Origin of the sequence: Nocardioides sp. GCM10028917 (assembly GCF_042666175.1) — a bacterium.
Taxonomy (GTDB): Bacteria; Actinomycetota; Actinomycetes; order Propionibacteriales; family Nocardioidaceae; genus Nocardioides.
This window is the reverse complement of sequence record NZ_JBHTFL010000006.1, coordinates 107,174-124,003: the sequence shown is the minus strand read 5'-3', so window position 1 is coordinate 124,003 and position 16,830 is coordinate 107,174. Positions and strand designations below refer to the sequence as shown.

Below are 16,830 nucleotides of genomic sequence, written 5' to 3'. Positions count from 1 at the left end.
GAGTGGCGGCAGGTTGCAGTGCGAAGAGCTGGGGACTGCGATGTGCCGCCACCGGTGGCAGCGGCCGGGTCAGGCCTGACCGATGTCGGCGAGCAGGTCGGTGAACCACGCCTGCTGGGCGTCGAACGGCTTGTGCCCGGCGATCCGCTCGAACTCGATCGCGCGCAGCTCGCCGTCGCGGTCCTCGTCGTGGCCGATCACGCCCGGTGTGCCGTCGAGGGCGCACGCGACGGCGAGCTCGGCCATCTCGCGGATGAGGGCGAGGTCGGTGGCGTTGGCAGGCGCCGACCGCGAGAAGTAGCCGGACTTCTGCACCATCTTCTTCTCGGCGCCGATCGCCTCGGAGAACCGGTCGGCGAAGTAGCGGCCGGGGTTGATGGTGTCGATCTGGACGTGCCCGAACGGGTCGCGTTGCACGGTCTCGCCCAACGCCTCGAGGTGGGACACGATGTCGTCGACGCCGGCCCCCTCGGCCAGGAAGATGTTGACGCAGCCGATCTCGTCCATGACCTCGCGCAGGCGGTCCGCCTCCGCGGCGAGGTCGATCGCCAGCTCGGGCACGTACACCGCGTGGATCGCCCACCTCCGCCCGTCGAGGCCGATGCCGGGAAGCCACTCCTGCTCGGCGTGCCACACCATGTAGTCGCGCGCGGCCGCGGCGGTCAGCCAGCCGCTGGCCCGCCCCATCACCTCGTGGACGATGAGCATCCGAGGGTTGGAGCCGTGCTCGGCGAGCACGTTCCGGGCGAACCGGGAGGCCTGCTCGGCCGCGGTCAGCGCGCCGAGGCTCTGCCGGATCGGCACGATGTCGTTGTCGATGGTCTTGGGGAGCCCGACGACCGTGAGCTGGGAGCCCTGGGTCGCGAGGTAGGCCGCCAGGTCGGCCGCCGCCGTGTTGGTGTCGTCGCCACCGATGGTGTGCAGGATGTCCACCCGGTCGGCCTGCAGACCCGCCGCGGCGACCTCGAGCGCGGTGTCACCCCGGCCGATCAGGCCTCGACGGCGGCAGTCGTCGTCGTTGGTCAGCTTGACCCGGCTGTTGCCGATCGGGCTGCCGCCGTAGCGGTGGAGCAACGCGGCGCCGGCACGCTCCTCGGGCCCGATGGTGATGCTGTTGCCGGTCAGCAGACCGTGGTAGCCGTGCCGGTAGGCGATCAGCTCGATGTCGGGGTCGATGGCGTCGTACGTCTCGATGAGGGCGCCCACCGCGGACGAGAGGCACGGGGCGTATCCGCCCGCTGTCAGGATCGCAACACGCTTCGGCATGGGGAGCAGGGTAGTTGGAACGTTCTAAGGCCGGAAGGGCGTCCCTCCGGCCCCCGGAGTGCCCGACGGGCCGACCGGTGACCCCGCACGACACGCGTCGTCAGGGTGCGGTGGTGGTTGCCACGCCCCGGCGCCGAGTCCATTGTTGAGAGGACGCCGTGCGCTGCACGGGCCGATGAGGGGAGTCACCATGAGCGCGACGGAAGCCAGGCAGCACGACGTCAACGGTCCGCAGCACACCGAGCTGAAGCGGGTCATCGGCCCCAGGCTCCTGCTGCTGTTCATCGTGGGCGACATCCTGGGCACGGGTGTGTACGCCCTGACCGGCAGCGTCGCCGGCGAGGTCGGGGGCGCAGCATGGGCACCGTTCCTGGCGGCGTTCGCCGTCGCGACCATCACGGCGTTCTCCTACCTCGAGCTGGTCACCAAGTACCCCCAGGCCGCCGGGGCCGCGCTCTACACCCACAAGGCGTTCGGCATCCACTTCGTCACGTTCCTGGTCGCCTTCGCCGTCATGAGCTCCGGCATCACCTCGGCCTCGACCGCCTCCAACGCCTTCGCCGGCTTCGTCAACGCCGGGTTCTCGCTCGACCTCCCGGCCGGGGGCATCGGCATCATGCTGCTCGCCCTGGGATTCATGGCCCTCGTGGCAGCGGTCAACTTCCGCGGTGTCGGGGAGAGCGTCAAGGCCAACGTCGTGCTCACCCTCGTCGAGCTGTCCGGTCTCCTGCTCATCATCTTCATCGGCATGTACGCAGTCACCCAGGGCAACGCCGACTTCTCGCGGGTCATGGTCTTCGAGAGCCCCAGCGACAAGAGCACGTTCCTTGCCATCACGGCCGCGACGTCACTGGCGTTCTTCGCGATGGTCGGCTTCGAGGACTCGGTCAACATGGCCGAGGAGTGTCAGGACCCGATCCGCGACTTCCCGAAGATGATGCTGACCGGCCTCGGCATCACCGGGGTGATCTACCTGCTGGTCTCCATCACGGCGGTGGCGCTCGTCCCGGTCGGTGACCTCACCAACGCCGACCTCGGGCCGGCTCTCAACCAGGTCGTGGCCGCCGGCGCACCCGACCTGCCCTTCGACAAGATCTTCCCCTTCATCGGCATGTTCGCAGTCGCCAACTCGGCGCTCATCAACATGCTGATGGCCAGCCGCCTGCTCTACGGGATGGCCAACCAGGACGTGCTGCCCCGCTCGCTCGGAAAGGTGCACGCCACCCGGCGTACGCCGTGGGTGGCGATCATCTTCACGACGTTGCTGTCCTTCGGCCTGATCATCTACGTCGTCCGGGCCAGCGCGTCGGAGGACGGGCTCGCCCAGATCACCCTGCTCGGCGGCACCACCGCGCTCCTCCTCCTGTGCGTGTTCACCGTCGTCAACATCGCGCTCCTCGTGCTGCGCAAGCAGCCCGTCGAGCACGACCACTTCCGGGCGCCGACGATCCTCCCGGTGATCGGCGCGCTGACCTGCGCCTTCCTGGCGGGTCCGTGGGCGCGCGCGGACAACGAGCAGTACCGGATCGCCGGCCTGATGATGGCCGTCGGCCTGGTGCTCTGGGTGCTGACGTGGCTGACCAACCGGGGCGTGCGTGCCAAGAAGACCGGCTTCCGCGACATCGAGCACATGGAGGACGACGCACGCTGACCAGCGGGTGCTGCGTGTCACCGACGGGCCCGCCGTCTACGGTTGGCCGAGTGACTCGACGACGTGTGGCCCCGGTGCTGGCCGTGCTGGTGGCAGGTGCGCTCGGGTGCTCGACGGGCACGCCGCCCGCGCCTCCCGCGAGCGCGGCGCCGGCCGTGGACGATCCCGCGCCCACGAGCGTCGTGTCGCCGTTCGAGCCGACCGGCGACCTGCTCGCGCCGGCTACCGCGCGCGGCCCGCGCGAGCGGCCTTCGGTGCCGCCCGCGCCCCAGCTCGCCGGGGCCTACCGGTTCGTCTCGGCCCCTGACTTCCTCAACCAGGACGTCGCAGACCTCACGGCCGACGGCCGTCGCACCCACGTCGTCAAGGCCACGGGAGAGATCGCCAACTCGACGAACGCGTCCTACGAGTCCGCTCTCGACCGGGTGATCGACGAGATGGCCTCCCACGACACGCGTGACGTGCTCGTCCCCGGCGACCTCGTCGAGGGCCGCTGGGGCCGCGACGACTCGAGGACGGGTGTGTTCGGTCCCGTGCGGACGCAGGCCCAGCGCCTGCGGGCCTGGCGCCGAGCCGCCGACGTCTACTACCCGGCCTGGCTCGAGAGGTTCGCCGACCGCGACCTGACGACGTACCCGGCCGTCGGGGACCACGAGATGGGCGACGACCCGTGGCGGGTCGGGCGACGCGACGCGTGGGTCGACTTCAAGCGACGTCACATCCCCCAGTTCAAGCGCATCTTCGCCGACCACGCGCTGTCCGGCAGCGACGGCCGACCTCGGTTCGCCGACCGCCCGCAGCGGGGGCCGGCGAGGCGCACGGCCTACGCGGTGCGGCTCGATCCCGACGTCCTCCTCGTGACGCTCGACGTCTTCGAGCGCCGTGGGGGCAACGTCCACATCTCCGTCGACGAGGCGCAGCTGCGCTGGCTGCGCGGCGTGCTGCGCAGCGCCCGCAAGGACGACGTGCCGTGGGTGATGGTCCAGGGCCACACCCCGATGCCGGGCGCGGTGCGGGTCCGCAACTCGACCCACCTGGTCTACGAGAAGGGCCGTGCGTCCGAGCTCTGGCGCACGATGGTCGACGGCGGTGTCGACGTGTACCTCAGCGGTGAGGTCCACGACCAGACCGTCCGCACGCGCGACGGCATCCTCGAGGTGTCGCACGGGTCGCTGTTCTACCGCGGCGAGGCGTCGTACGTCGTGGGTCAGGCGACCGCGGACAGGTTGGTGCTGGAGAACCACCAGTTCCGCGGGGAGATCGGGTTCGGCGACCGGCTGTGGACCACGTCGCGCCAGGGCGCGCCCGGTCACATCAGCTACCCCGACGCGTCCGTCGTCACCGGCACCCTCGTCGCCAGCCGCACCCGTTCGGGAGGAATGCGCGTCGACGACGCCGCGGGCGTGCTCGCACCGCGCGGCTGAGGACCCCCGCCCGGCGTGCGCGGCGTCACGCGTTCAGGGGTCGGTCACGGTTCGGGCGAGGCGGCGCGCGCGCCGTACCCTTGTCGAGTGACCGCGATCCCCACCCTCGAGCAGCTCCACGCCCTCGGGCCGAAGCAGCAGCCGACCTATCCCGACCCCGGGGCCGTCGACGCTGCCGTGGCCCGACTGCGGACCGTGCCGCCGCTCGTCTTCGCGGGTGAGTGCGACGACCTGACCGCCAAGATCGCCGCGGTGACGCGCGGCGAGGCCTTCCTGCTCCAAGGCGGCGACTGCGCCGAGACCTTCGCCGGCGTCACCGCCGACAACGTCCGCAACAAGCTGCGCGTGCTGCTGCAGATGGCGGTCGTCCTGACGTACGCCGCCTCGGTCCCCGTCGTGAAGCTGGGCCGCCTCGCCGGCCAGTACGCCAAGCCGCGCAGCAGTGATCTCGAGACCCGCGATGGCGTGACTCTCCCGGCCTACCGCGGCGACGCGGTCAACGGCTACGACTTCACGCCCGAGGCGCGCATCCCGGACCCGCAGCGGCTCGTGGACGTCTACAACTCCTCGGCCGCCACGCTCAACCTGGTCCGCGCGTTCGTCACCGGTGGCTACGCCGACCTCCGCCAGGTCCACACCTGGAACACCGACTTCGTGCAGACGTCGCCGTTCGGGCAGCGCTACGAGGCGGTGGCCGACGAGATCGAGCGCGCGCTCACCTTCATGAAGGCGATCGGCGCCGACCCGGACGAGTTCCACCGCGTCGACTTCCACTCCAGCCACGAGGCGCTGCTGCTGGAGTACGAGCAGGCGCTGACCCGCATCGACTCGCGCACCGACCAGCCCTACAACGTGTCCGCGCACTTCGTGTGGATCGGTGAGCGCACGCGCCAGCTCGACGGCCCCCACATCGAGCTGCTGTCGAAGATCAAGAACCCGATCGGCATCAAGCTCGGCCCCACCACGACGCCGGACGACGCGCTCGCCTACGCCGCGCGCCTCAACCCCGACAACACGCCGGGCCGGCTCACCTTCATCACCCGCTTCGGCGCCGGCAAGATCCGTGACGGGCTGCCCGCCCTCGTGGAGAAGGTCACCGCCGAGGGCCTCAACGTCGCGTGGGTCTGCGACCCGATGCACGGCAACACCTTCGAGGCGTCCTCGGGCTACAAGACCCGCCGGTTCGACGACGTCATCGACGAGGTGCAGGGCTTCTTCGACGTGCACCGCAGCCTCGGCACCTGGCCCGGTGGCGTCCACGTCGAGCTCACCGGCGACGACGTCACCGAGTGCGTCGGCGGCGGCGAGGAGATCGACGAGGTGGGCCTGGCCCACCGCTACGAGTCGGTCTGCGACCCCCGCCTCAACCGGGTCCAGTCCCTCGAGCTCTCCTTCCTCGTGGCGGAGATGCTGCGCAAGGCCTGAGCGCCCTCTTCGCCTCTCGCCCGCGTCGTACGGGCGGTGCGTGACGCAGGTCTTGCGCCCGCAGAACGTGTCTCACGCACCGGCGGCCGGGCTGTCGGCGTACGAGCGGTGCGTGACGCAGGTTCTGCGGCGTCAGAACGTGTCTCACGCACCGCTGGACGGAGCGCGCGGACGGCCGTGATGGGATGGCGCCGTGATCGACCTGCGCTCCGACACCCTGACCCGCCCGACCGACGCGATGCGCGAGGCGATGGCCCGCGCGGAGGTGGGCGACGACGTCTACGGCGAGGACCCCACGGTCGCGGCGTTGGAGGAGCGGGTCGCGGGGATGTTCGGTCACGAGTCCGCGCTGTTCACCCCGACCGGCTCGATGGCCAACGTGCTCGCGGTGGCGAGCGTGGTGGCGCCCGGCGAGGAGGTGCTGTGCGAGTCGTCGGCCCACATCGCCCGCGCCGAGCTCGGCGCCCACGGTGCCATCACCGGTCTCACGATGCGCACCTGGACGAAGGCGCGCGGCCAGGTGGACCTGCCGGCGATCGAGGCGATGCACGCCCCTGACATGGGTCCGTTCTTCGTGCGCACGGCCGCGGTGTCGGTGGAGAACACCCACAACTTCGCGGGCGGGGCGGTGCTGCCGATCGAGGACCTGCGGGCGCTGCGGGCGTGGGCCGAGTCCCAGCAGACCAAGGTCCACCTCGACGGCGCGCGGCTGTGGAACGCGCACGTCGCCACCGGGACGCCGCTGGCGGACTACGGCCGCGTCACCGACGTGCTCGCGGTGTGCCTGTCCAAGGGCCTCGGCGCGCCGATCGGGTCGCTGATGGTCGGCTCGGCGGACGCGATCGCCGAGGCCCGGGTGCGGCGCAAGCGGATGGGCGGCGGGATGCGTCAGGTCGGCGTGCTCGCGGCGGCTGGTGCGTACGCCCTCGACCACCACGTCGAGCGGCTGGCCGACGACCACGCCAACGCCCGGCTGCTCGGCGAGGCGCTGGGGCTCGACCCGGAGGGCATCGACACCAACATCGTCGTCGTCGAGCGCCAGGACGCCGCGTCGTTCGTCGAGCGTGCTGCGGCCGAGGGCGTGCGCATCGCCGCCGTGGGACCTCGCACCGTACGCCTGGTGACCCACCTCGACGTCTCTCGCCCGGACGCCGAGCGTGCGGCCGTGGTGCTCAGCCGGCTCGCCGCCCGGTGACGCTCACCTCGCTGATCGCGGTGTAGTCGCGACCGAGGCTGCCGGCGCCGGGCGGCGTCACGCCGGTGATCGTGATGGTGACCGTCGCGGTCTCCACCGGCGGGACCTTGAGGCGCTGCACGGCCGGTTGCTCGGCGAAGGTCTGCTCGATCGACGAGCCGTCGTCGAAGCCCCAGGTGACGGCGACGATGCGCCGGTTGTTGGGGTACCAGTCGACGCCGGCGACCTGCTTGGCATAGCCGTTGATCAGTCCGACCCGGGTGACGACGCCGGGCTCGGTCAGCGTGACCGTGATGGTCTCGCCGGTCGCGTCGCCGGCCGTGCGCCACGCCGTGGCCGGGTTGCCGTCCCCCATCTGGCTCGCCTCGTAGGCCACCAGGTTGCCGTCGAAGTCGGTGGTCGGCGGCGCCGTGGCGGGCACCTCGAACGTCGCGCCGCGGGCCAGGTCGAGCGCCTTCCCGACACCGGCCGGTGCCTCGCCGTCGTCCGTCGGCTCCGTGCTGCCGTCGCCCTGCCCGGCGTCGGGGTCCGGCGCCTGCGAGGTGCCCGTCGCGCCGTCGGCGGGATCGGTGGCGACCTCGTCGCCGTCCGTGTCGAAGACCTGCAGGAGCAGGAAGGCCAGCCCCACCAGCAGCGCGGCGCCCAGGACCCACCCGAGCCACGCCAGGCCGTGCACCGGGAGGTCGCCCTCGACGTCGTCGACCTCCTCGTAGGGCAGCAGGTCCTCGTGAGGGTCCCACGTCGGACGCAGTGAGGGCGGATCCGCCTCGTCAGGTACGACGCCGGGCGGGCTGGTCGGTGGGACCGGCGTGGGGTCGGCCGCCTGGACGGGCGGGACGACGGCGGCCGGGGGGCTGTCCGTGCACGGCCCGGGGCCGTCGTCGACGGTCGAGTCGGCGGAGTCGTCAGTGGAGTAGCCAGGGGAGTAGCCAGGGGAGTCGTCAGCGGGTGCGGCGGTGGAGCCGGATGACGCCGGCGGCACCTCGTCGGCCGGAGCCGGACGCTCGCGAGCAGGAGCAGGAGCAGGAGCAGTCGCGGTCACCGTCGGCGACGCGGCCGGTGCCGGGTCGAGGCGGACCGGAGCGGGCGCACCGATGCGGTGCCCACAGTTGAGGCAGAACCGCCCCACCCCCAGCTCGGCGCCGCACGCCACGCACGTGTCCACGGGCCCCACGATAGGGGGACGGACCCATGCGGGGTCCCACCCGTGGGACGGGGTCCTACACGGCGATGTGCGGGACCTCGCCCTCCACCACCCGGCGCGGGGCGAGCTCGACGGTCAGCATCGCGAGCAGGACCATCGACCCGCCCAGCAGCAGCCGGGTCGTGAGGTCCTCGCCGCCGAGCCAGACCGCGAAGAACGCGGCGAACACCGGCTCCATGCTCATGATGATGGCGCTGCGCGTCGGCGGGAGGTGTGCCTGCGCCCACGTCTGGCCAAGCAGGCCGAGCGCGCCGACCACCACCGCCATGTAGAGCACCGACCACCAGTCGGCGGCCCGGTCGGGCAGCACGATCCCGTCGTGGGCCGTCGCGGCCGTGCAGACCACCGCGATCACCATGACCTGGAGGATCGTCATGCCGACGGCGTCCTGGGCGGTCGACCACGCGCCGAGCCCGACGATGTGCAGCGCGTAGAGCACCGCCGACGCCAGGGTGATCAGCTCGCCGTAGCCGATGCTGAGCCCGTTGAGCGCGAGCACACCGAGCCCGACGGTCGCGAGCACGACGGCCGCCCAGGTGATCGGCGGGATCCGGGTGCCGAGGATCGCGGCGGCCAGCAGCGGGGTGCACACGACGTACAGGCCCGTGACGAACCCGCTGATGCTCGCGGGGGTGTGCGCCAGGCCGGCGGTCTGGAGGATCTGGGCGACGCCGTAGAGCAGGCCGAGGACCGCCGCGTGGCGGCGGACGACGGGGGAGAGCCGGCTGAGCGCCTTCGGCGCGACCACCAGCAGGGCGAGCGAGGCGATCGCGAACCGCAGCGCCAGGAAGTCGAGCGTCGGGACCCGGACGAGGAGGTCCTTGATCAGGAAGAACGTCGAGCCCCAGCACGCGGCCAGGGCGAGCAGGGCGGCCGCCGCGAGCAGGGACGTACGACGGGTCTGCTCGGCGTGCACGGACGAAATCTAGGTGGTCAGACGAGGAACAGCGTGATCGTGGAGCCCTTCGGGACCTCCTCGCCGGACCCGGGGTCGGAGCTGGCGACGAAGCCGAGCCCGAGGTAGGTGTCCGACTCCTTGGTCTCGACCTCGAAGCCGAGGCCCTCGAGCAGCTCGGTCGCGGCCTCGACGCCCATGGCCTGCACCCGCGGCACCTCGACCAGCTCGGGGCCGAGGGAGACCACGAACGACACCGTGTCGCCGCGGTAGAGGCTGGCAGTAGGCGGGTCCTGCGAGATGACGTCGCCCTCCGCGACGGTGTCGCTGTACTCCTCGCCGGCGACGCTGACCTGCAGCCCGCGCTTCTCGAGGGCGGCCGAGGCGTCGTCGAACGACCTGCCCGTCCAGTCCTTCACCTCGATCGGCTTGCGGCCGCGGCTGAGCACGAGGTCCACGTCGGCGCCGGGCTTGAGGGTGGTGCCGGCCTTCGGTGACGTCCGGATGACCTGTCCCTCGGGCACCGTCTCGCTCCAGCGCCCCTTGCTCGCGCCGAAGGAGAGGTTGGTCGCGGCGAGCGCGTCCTGGGCCTGGTCCTCGGTCTGCCCGGCGAGGTCGGGCACGTCGTAGCGCTCCGGGCCCAGCGACAGGGTCAGGGTCACGGTGCCACCGTCCAGCGCCTTGCCGCCCGGTCCCGGGTCGGTGGCGATGACCAGCCCGGCGGTGACGTTCTCGCTGTACGCCGGCTCGCCCGCCTCGGCCCGGAGGCCGGCGTCCTCCAGCTCGACGGTGGCGGCGGCCTCGTCGAGGCCCAGCACGCCGGGGGTGGTGGTGTACCGCTCCCAGCCGAACCACCACGCACCGGCAGCGACGCCACCGACCAGCAGCAGCGACAGCAGGAGGAGCAGCGGGCCCTTCCTCGACCTGCGGCGCGCGGTCGTCTCGACCGGTGCGACCCGGGTCGGGGCACGACCGGGGGCCGGTCGCGCGGTGGTCCGCGCGGCCGGGAGGGTGGTGGTCGCGGCTCCCGTGGGAGGGGTCGCGGTGCGCATCGGCTCGGTGACAGGGCCACCGGCCGGCTCGTCGGTCCCGGCCGGTCCGACCGGAGGAGCGGGGTGCCGCTCGAGGGCCGTCGTGCGGTCGGGGGTGCCGTCGTCCACGAGGCCCGAGTCGCGCGGGTCGACCGCGGTCAGCAGCGCGAGCGCGCCGGCGTCGAAGGGCTCGGGGGTGGTGTCGTCGGCGGAGGGTGACCCGTCGACCGCCTCGACCGCGCGCCGGGGGAGCAGGTCGGTGGCCAGCTCCGGGTCGGAGTGCAGGCCCTCCCGCAGCGCCTGCTCGACCCGGTGGAGGTGGTGCAGCAGCACGGTGGCGTCGGCCGGGCGCTGGTCGCGGTCGCGGGAGGTCGCGCGCGCCACCAAGGCGTCGACGTAGTCGGGGATGCCGGGCTCGACCAGCGACGGCATCGGCACGTCGTGGTGGACGTGGCGGTAGGCCACCTGGATCGGCGACTCGCCCTCGTGGGGCTTCCTGCCGGTCAGCAGCTCGTAGAGCACCACGCCCACCGCGTAGACGTCGGCCCGGGCGTCGGAGCGGCCGTCGATGACCAGCTCCGGTGCGAGGTAGGAGACGGTGCCGATGAGCACGCCCCCGGTCGCGGTGTGCTGGGTGTCGGCGCTGACCGCCTTCGCGAGGCCGAAGTCGGCGACCTTGACGGTGCCACCGTGCGCCTCGTCGGCGATGAGGACGTTCTCCGGCTTCACGTCGCGGTGGACGAGCCCGGCCCGGTGCGCGGCGGCGAGCGCGGAGACGACCGGCTCGAGCAGGGCCAGCGCCCGCGCGGGCGGCATCGGCGCCTCCTTGCGCAGGACGTCGCGGAGGGTGTGGCCCGGGACGTACTCCATCACCAGGAAGATCGTGTCGGTGCCGTCGGAGGTGTCGTCGCCCTGGTCGTAGACCCCCACGACGTGAGGGTGGTTGAGGCGGGCGGCGGCGCGCGCCTCACGCACGAAGCGCTGGGCGAACTCCTGGTCGTCGCCGAGGCCGGGGTGCATCACCTTGACCGCAACGGTGCGGTCGAGCCGGGTGTCGGTGGCTTCGTAGACACTGGCCATGCCACCGCGAGCCACCCGGGCGAGGATGCGGTAGCGGCCGTCCAGCAGCCGTCCGACCAGGGGGTCGCCAGCGGCGCCGGGCGCGGTTGCGCGGGCGTGCTCGAGTGGCTCCACTGATCGACCTCCATGCCGGACCGGAGGCGTGACGGGGAAGGATCCGGCCCGCCCATCGTACGGAAGCAGCGCCTGCGCCCACGCTCAGGCGCGGCTCCGGCGTGGCGCCCGACGCGGGCGCGGCCGGGACCGAGAGCGGCATGCAGGCCTCAGGACGGTGGCCGACCGGCCTCGAGCCGGCGCTTGATCGCCTCGACGTTGGCGACGTACGTCCGGGTCTCGTCGTACAAGCCGTGCCGCCGCACCGCGCCGAGGCCCTGGTAGTACGCGCCGATCTTGTGCGTACGACGGTGGGTGTGGCGCGAGAGCACCTTGAGCAGCAGCACGCCGGCCGTGGCGTTGTCGCCGAGCTTCTCCAGCTCGAGCGGACGCCCTGCGTAGTGCTCCATCCAGCGTCCCGTCGAGGGCAGCACCTGCATGGCACCGACGGCGTCGGCGTGCGAGACGAGGCCCATCTGCCACCCGGACTCCTGCCACGACACGGCGAGCGCGAGCTGCGGGTCGACGCCGTGGTTGCGCGCAGCGCCGGCGACCACGCGGCGGACCTTCTCGCGGTCCCCGTCCGGGTGCTGCCACATGGCCGTCTGCGTGCTGCCGCCGACCTTGCCGACGACCGGGATCTCGATCCGCTGGCCGACCTGCAGCGCGCCGTTCCTGCCGAGATGGTTGTGCGAGACGATCTCGGCCGTCCACGCGTGGAGCTCCACCGCGAGACCCGAGACGGTGTCTCCCGGCTCGACGACGTACGACACCAGCGTGCGGCCGGACGGGAGCCGCTCGTGGTCGGCGTGGGCGGGGGTGGCCAGGCTCGTCAGCGTGGTCGCGGCGAGCACGAGGCCCGCGGCGCACCGCGCGAGCCGGCGGAACGGTTCGGCTGGTCGGGGGTGTGGGGGCACGGGGTCGCTCCTCGTCACGTCCGCTGCGCCCGAGGGTTCGAGGCCCGCGGGAGGGAAGCGCGCGAACGAGCAGTCGACGCTAGCCACTGTGGGCCTCGGGAGACGAACGGCGCCCGGGCCGGGCGTGTCGCCCCGGCCACGGCCGCCGCGCGTGGGTTGCCTCGTGTGGTTGCTCCGGGTGGGGCCGGTCAGCAGGCGCCGTTGAACGTGCTGAGCTCGAGCTGGGGAGCCTTGATGGACTTCTCGTTGGGGGCGCGCATCGACCAGTAGCGCATCCAGTCCATCTGCATCCGGGCCGGGTCCATCGTCGTGCCCTTCTTCGCGCGCAGCTCGAACTTCAGCTGCCGCGGCACGGGGTCGAGCGCCTCGGTGCGGCGCTCGGTGTGGATGACGTGGGCGTCGACGAACCAGGAGACGTGGTCCTTGGCGACCTCGACGGCGTACGTGTGCCAGCGGTCGTTGCGCAGGTGGCGGCCGAGGAAGCCGCGGTAGGAGCTGTTGGGGAGCGTGTGGACGTACGACTTCACCGTGTTGGTGCCGAGCGTGAAGTTCTCGATGCCGATGTCACGGCCGCCGCAGTGCTGCGCGCGGGTGCCGCCGGGAACCAGCTCGGTGACGACCTTGAACGGCTTGCCGCCCTTGACCTTCGCCATGGTGCGGGCGCGCATCCGGACCTCCCAGCGACCGTAGGTGTGGCCCTTGAGGTCGAGGGTGGCCGACACGCTGCCCCGCTTGGTGCTCATCAGGGTGAGCATGCCGTTCTGGGTGCGGACCACGCCGCGGCCCTGCTTCTTCCAGAAGCCCGGCTTGGGGCCGATGAACTCCTGGCGGAACACGCCGTGCTGGTACCAGCCGAACGTGTTGCCGGCGTGGACCGGGCCGGGCGCGCCGTCGTAGTGGTCGGCCGAGGCGGGGCCCACGACCGGGGAGAGCGTGAGCGCCAGCAGGCCCACGAGGGCTGCAGCGAGAGCGGATCGGAGGGGGTGCATCCACGGCACGGTACGGACCACCCGCCGGGGTGACAACTTCGGCGGCCTCGCAGGACTTCGCTGCCGCAGCGGCGCTCTCATAGGCTGCGGGCATGACTGAGCGCAGCGAAGGAATAGTCGAACACAGCCTGACATGTGCCTCGTGCGCGCACGGAGCGAAGCGAGTACGCGCATGAGTGGCGTTCCCCTCGCCGATCGTGACCTGGCTGCCCTCGTCCCCGAGTGGCTCGACTGGAACCAGGTCGCCGAGCTGCTCGGCGTGACGCCGGGCAAGGTGCGCACGATGATCCGCGAGCACGAGCTCGCCGCCGCGGTGCCCGTTCCGGGTGCCGGCCCCAAGGTGCCGGCCGACTTCATCCAGGACGGCCTGGTGGTCAAGGGGCTGTCCGGCCTGCTGGTTCTCCTGCACGACCACCGCTTCGACGACCGCGAGTGCATCGCCTGGCTCTTCACCGACGACGACCTCCCGGGGCGTCCGATCGACGCCCTCCGCGAGAACCGCGGCAGCGAGGTCAAGCGCCGCGCCCAGGTGCTGGAGTACTGATGGCCGAGGCCGCGTCGACGGGCAGGCAGCGCTACCGCTGGCTGCTGCTCCTCGCGGCGGCGACGATGCTCGTCGCCTGGCTGGTCGCCGGCGGCGGTCAGGGCGACGAGGACCCGGAGGGCGACTCCCGGTCGACCTCCTCGTCCCCGTCCCCGACCACCGCCCCGTCCCGGGACGACGCGACCGCGACCGACGCGGCGAGCGGCCTGCCCGTCGTACGCCTGGCTGCTCTCCCGCCCGAGGCGGGACGGACGGTCGAGCTCATCGACGCCGGCGGCCCGTTCCCCGAGCCCGACCACGACGGCGGCACCTTCGGCAACCGCGAGGAGCTGCTGCCCGACCGGCCGATGGGCTACTACCGGGAGTACACGGTCCCCACCCCCGGCGTCGACCACCGCGGTGCGCGCCGCATCGTGGCGGGCGACGGCGAGGAGCTCTACTGGACCGACGACCACTACAGCTCGTTCTCACTCATCAGGAGGTAGGGACGTGAGCGGACTCGCAGCGGTCCTGGCAGGGCACGAACCCCCGGGGATCCATCGGTGGCACGGGGCGTTCGACGTCGCCGACGTCCGCCACGCCGTCGAGCACGCCGGTTGGGGCTTCGGCTGGGTGGACGGCTGGACCGGCGCGGACACGAAGCCGGCCTTCCTCGCGGCGGTCGGCGAGGCGCTGGACTTCCCGGACCACTACGGGCAGAACTTCGACGCCCTCGCCGACTGCCTCCACGACATCGGGAGCGGTCGCGACGGAGTCGTCCTGCTGTGGGACGGCTGGTCGACGCTCGCCCGGGCGGACGAGAAGGCCTTCAGCATCGCGCTCAGCGTGCTGGGCTCCCGGGTCAACGACGAGCGAGGCGTGCCGTTCACCGTGCTGCTGCGGGGCGACGGCCCCGTCGTGCCCGGGGTCACCAGCCTGGACTGAGCGGACTGACCGGGACGCCCGTGCCCGAGGGGTCCGCGCGCGCCCGCGAGTGCAGGAGGAGCGCCAAGGCCGGAGGAGCGGAGCGGGGGAGGCCGCGGGCGCGACGACGAACGAGCGGGTCACGAGCGCCGCGGACACGGCGAGCGGAGCGAGCCCATTAGACCGAGCCCATCAAACCGTTCGCTGGGTCGCCGCTGCCGCCAGCTCGACGAGCACGTCGCGTGCGTGTGCGTCGATGTCGGCTGCCCGGAGCGCCTCGACCGCGTGCTCGGACAGCTGCCCGATCACGGCCTCGACCTGCGCGCGCGCCCCGGAGTCGTCGATAATGCCGCGCAGCTCGTCGACGTCGGTGCCGGTGAGCGGCGTGCCCAGCGCGGCGTCGAGGCGCTCGGCCGCGGCGCGGGGAGCGGCATCGAGGGCGAGGGCGACGAGCACCGTGCGCTTGCCCTCCACCAGGTCGTCGCCGGCCGGCTTGCCCGTCTCCTCCGGGTCGCCGAACACCCCGAGCAGGTCGTCGCGCAGCTGGAAGGCCTCGCCCAGGGGCAGGCCGAAGCGGCCGAGCTGCTCGAGCTGGCCGGGGGTGGCCCCGGCGAGGGCGGCCCCGATGTGTATCGGGCGCTCGATGGAGTACTTGGCGGACTTGTAGCGCAGCACCGTCATCGCCGTGTCGACGTCCGCCCGGCCGCGCGCCTGCACGGAGACGTCGAGGAACTGGCCCGCGATGACCTCGTTGCGGCACTGCTCGAAGATGGCCAGGCCGGGAGCGACCTCGTCGGCGGGGAACCCGCTGCGGCGCAGCATGTCCTCGGCCCAGCCGAGGAGGAGGTCGCCGAGCAGGATCGCGGCGGCGGCACCGTACTGCTCGGGGTCGCCGCGCCACCCCGCGGCACGGTGCTCGGCCTCGAACGCGCGATGGGTCGCCGGCCGGCCGCGCCGGGTGTCGGAGGCGTCCATGAAGTCGTCGTGGACGAGCGCGCTGGCGTGCAGCACCTCCAGCGAGGCGCACGCCCGGGCCAGCGCGGCGTCGTCGTCCACTGACGGCCGGATGGCCCGGTGGCCCCAGTGGCAGAAGGCCGCGCGGAACCGCTTGCCCCCGCTGACGGCCGTCCGTGCCTCGGCGATCAGGCGACCGGCGTCGGGACCGAGCGGGGCGAGCTCGGCCGCCCGCTCGTCGAGGAAGGCATCCAGCACCTGCTGGACCCGGTCGCGGAGGTCGGCGGGGTCCCAGGTCGTCACCAGTTCAGCCTAGACATTGGACACCGCGCCGATGACGGCGCGGTCGTCCGTACGCTGTTGCGCATGACGCAAGCACGGGGACAGAGCATGCGCGAGCTGCTCGCGCGCGGCGACCGGTCGTTCTCCTTCGAGTTCTTCCCGCCCAAGGACGAGGCCGGCGAGCAGCAGCTGTGGCAGGCGATCACGGACCTCGAGCCCTACGGGCCGACGTTCGTGTCGGTGACCTACGGCGCGGGCGGCACGACGCGCGACCGCACCGTGGCGATCACCGAGCGGATCGCCCGGGAGACCAGCATGCTCCCGGTCGCCCACCTGACCTGCGTCGGGCACACGACCGACGAGATCGCCGCGATCCTCGACGACCTCGGCCGAGCGGGCGTCGAGCACGTGATGGCGCTGCGGGGCGACCCGCCGGGCGGTCCGGGCACGCCGTGGACGCCGACGGAGGGTGGGCTGACCTACGCCAACGAGCTGGTCGCGCTGATCCGCGAGCGGACCGACATGCGCATCGGCGTCGCCGCCTTCCCCGAGGGCCACGTCGAGGCAGCGGACCTCGACGCGGACGCGCGCGTGCTTCGCGCCAAGCACGACGCCGGTGCGGAGTTCGCGGTCACCGACATGGTGCTGCGCGCCAGCGACTACGTCGCGCTCGTGGAGCGCGCGCGGGCCGTCGGCGCCGACCTGCCGATCATCCCGGGGATCATGCCGATCCTGAACCTCCGCTCGATGGAGCGGATGGTGGAGCTCTCGCGCCGACAGCTGCCCGAGGAGATCACCGCCCGCCTCACGCCGTACGCCGACGACCCGGCCCGGCTCCGGGCCGAGGGCATCGCGATCGCGACCGAGCTGTGCGAGACGCTGCTCGACGCCGGAGCTCCGGGCCTCCACTTCTACACGCTCAACCGGTCCAAGGCGACGCGCGAGATCTTCGCCAACCTGCAGATCACCGTCTGACG

The 16,830-nt window shown here is 72.5% G+C and carries 15 protein-coding genes; 8 read left to right on the top strand and 7 right to left on the bottom strand.

Annotated features, from left to right (window positions below):
* Positions 1 to 69: 69 nt before the first annotated feature.
* On the bottom strand, positions 70 to 1,266 hold the full coding sequence (locus ACFQW6_RS08225; protein WP_378543119.1) for a pyrophosphate--fructose-6-phosphate 1-phosphotransferase: 1,197 nt from the start codon (positions 1,264 to 1,266) through the stop codon (positions 70 to 72).
* A 190-nt stretch (positions 1,267 to 1,456) separates the two neighbouring features.
* Between ACFQW6_RS08225 and ACFQW6_RS08220 the strand changes: the two genes are divergently transcribed.
* The 4 genes from ACFQW6_RS08220 (at position 1,457) to ACFQW6_RS08205 (ending at position 6,961) form a co-directional block, all read left to right on the top strand.
* The gene (locus tag ACFQW6_RS08220; RefSeq protein ID WP_378543117.1) at positions 1,457 to 2,917 is read left to right on the top strand and encodes an APC family permease; all 1,461 of its coding nucleotides are present in this window, start codon (positions 1,457 to 1,459) and stop codon (positions 2,915 to 2,917) included.
* A 50-nt stretch (positions 2,918 to 2,967) separates the two neighbouring features.
* Positions 2,968 to 4,341, top strand: a complete 1,374-nt coding sequence (locus tag ACFQW6_RS08215) for a metallophosphoesterase family protein (RefSeq protein ID WP_378543115.1) — start codon at positions 2,968 to 2,970, stop codon at positions 4,339 to 4,341.
* An 87-nt stretch (positions 4,342 to 4,428) separates the two neighbouring features.
* Positions 4,429 to 5,766, top strand: coding sequence for a class II 3-deoxy-7-phosphoheptulonate synthase (locus ACFQW6_RS08210; RefSeq protein ID WP_378543113.1), 1,338 nt, complete (start codon positions 4,429 to 4,431; stop codon positions 5,764 to 5,766).
* A gap of 193 nt (positions 5,767 to 5,959) precedes the next feature.
* Complete coding sequence (locus tag ACFQW6_RS08205) at positions 5,960 to 6,961, top strand: threonine aldolase family protein (RefSeq protein ID WP_378543111.1); 1,002 nt, start codon at positions 5,960 to 5,962, stop codon at positions 6,959 to 6,961.
* Here ACFQW6_RS08205 and ACFQW6_RS08200 read toward each other — a convergent pair.
* The 5 genes from ACFQW6_RS08200 to ACFQW6_RS08180 form a co-directional block, all read right to left on the bottom strand.
* Positions 6,939 to 8,126 (bottom strand): hypothetical protein, encoded by a 1,188-nt coding sequence (locus ACFQW6_RS08200; RefSeq protein ID WP_378543110.1) that lies wholly within the window; start codon positions 8,124 to 8,126, stop codon positions 6,939 to 6,941. The genes ACFQW6_RS08205 and ACFQW6_RS08200 overlap by 23 nt on opposite strands.
* Before the next feature lie 55 nt (positions 8,127 to 8,181).
* On the bottom strand, positions 8,182 to 9,081 hold the full coding sequence (locus ACFQW6_RS08195) for a DMT family transporter (protein ID WP_378543108.1): 900 nt from the start codon (positions 9,079 to 9,081) through the stop codon (positions 8,182 to 8,184).
* Positions 9,082 to 9,098: 17 nt separating this feature from the next.
* Complete coding sequence (locus tag ACFQW6_RS08190; RefSeq protein WP_378543106.1) at positions 9,099 to 11,285, bottom strand: PASTA domain-containing protein; 2,187 nt, start codon at positions 11,283 to 11,285, stop codon at positions 9,099 to 9,101.
* A 149-nt stretch (positions 11,286 to 11,434) separates the two neighbouring features.
* On the bottom strand, positions 11,435 to 12,181 hold the full coding sequence (locus tag ACFQW6_RS08185) for a transglycosylase SLT domain-containing protein (RefSeq protein WP_378543104.1): 747 nt from the start codon (positions 12,179 to 12,181) through the stop codon (positions 11,435 to 11,437).
* 188 nt (positions 12,182 to 12,369) lie between these two features.
* Positions 12,370 to 13,170: a family 16 glycosylhydrolase gene (locus ACFQW6_RS08180; protein ID WP_378543102.1), complete on the bottom strand. Its 801-nt coding sequence runs from the start codon at positions 13,168 to 13,170 to the stop codon at positions 12,370 to 12,372.
* Between the two features lie 172 nt (positions 13,171 to 13,342).
* On the opposite strand from ACFQW6_RS08180, the gene ACFQW6_RS08175 reads away from it, so the two are divergent.
* From ACFQW6_RS08175 to ACFQW6_RS08165, 3 genes are read left to right on the top strand one after another with little or no spacing between them, the layout of a single operon-like run.
* Entirely contained in the window at positions 13,343 to 13,714 is a 372-nt protein-coding gene (locus ACFQW6_RS08175) for an Rv2175c family DNA-binding protein (protein ID WP_378543100.1), read from the top strand.
* Positions 13,714 to 14,199 carry a ribonuclease domain-containing protein gene (locus ACFQW6_RS08170; RefSeq protein WP_378543098.1) on the top strand — a complete coding sequence of 162 codons (486 nt, stop codon included), beginning with the start codon at positions 13,714 to 13,716 and terminating at the stop codon, positions 14,197 to 14,199. Before ACFQW6_RS08175 ends, ACFQW6_RS08170 begins: the two co-directional genes overlap by 1 nt.
* A 4-nt stretch (positions 14,200 to 14,203) precedes the next feature.
* Entirely contained in the window at positions 14,204 to 14,638 is a 435-nt protein-coding gene (locus ACFQW6_RS08165) for a barstar family protein (RefSeq protein WP_378543096.1), read from the top strand.
* A gap of 171 nt (positions 14,639 to 14,809) precedes the next feature.
* On the opposite strand, the gene ACFQW6_RS08160 is transcribed toward ACFQW6_RS08165, so the two are convergent.
* Entirely contained in the window at positions 14,810 to 15,874 is a 1,065-nt protein-coding gene (locus tag ACFQW6_RS08160; RefSeq protein WP_378543094.1) for a polyprenyl synthetase family protein, read from the bottom strand.
* A gap of 63 nt (positions 15,875 to 15,937) precedes the next feature.
* Here ACFQW6_RS08160 and metF point away from each other — a divergent pair, with 63 nt between their 5' ends.
* Positions 15,938 to 16,828 (top strand): methylenetetrahydrofolate reductase [NAD(P)H], encoded by an 891-nt coding sequence (gene metF, locus ACFQW6_RS08155; RefSeq protein ID WP_378543092.1) that lies wholly within the window; start codon positions 15,938 to 15,940, stop codon positions 16,826 to 16,828.
* The last annotated feature ends 2 nt before the right edge of the window (positions 16,829 to 16,830 follow it).

Coding starts and splice junctions, on each gene's coding strand:
- ACFQW6_RS08225 (WP_378543119.1), bottom strand. CDS start 1,266: ATGCCGAAGCGTGTTGCGATCCTGACAGCGGGCGGATACGCCCCGTGC.
- ACFQW6_RS08220 (WP_378543117.1), top strand. CDS start 1,457: ATGAGCGCGACGGAAGCCAGGCAGCACGACGTCAACGGTCCGCAGCAC.
- ACFQW6_RS08180 (WP_378543102.1), bottom strand. CDS start 13,170: ATGCACCCCCTCCGATCCGCTCTCGCTGCAGCCCTCGTGGGCCTGCTG.
- ACFQW6_RS08175 (WP_378543100.1), top strand. CDS start 13,343: ATGAGTGGCGTTCCCCTCGCCGATCGTGACCTGGCTGCCCTCGTCCCC.
- ACFQW6_RS08170 (WP_378543098.1), top strand. CDS start 13,714: ATGGCCGAGGCCGCGTCGACGGGCAGGCAGCGCTACCGCTGGCTGCTG.
- metF (WP_378543092.1), top strand. CDS start 15,938: ATGACGCAAGCACGGGGACAGAGCATGCGCGAGCTGCTCGCGCGCGGC.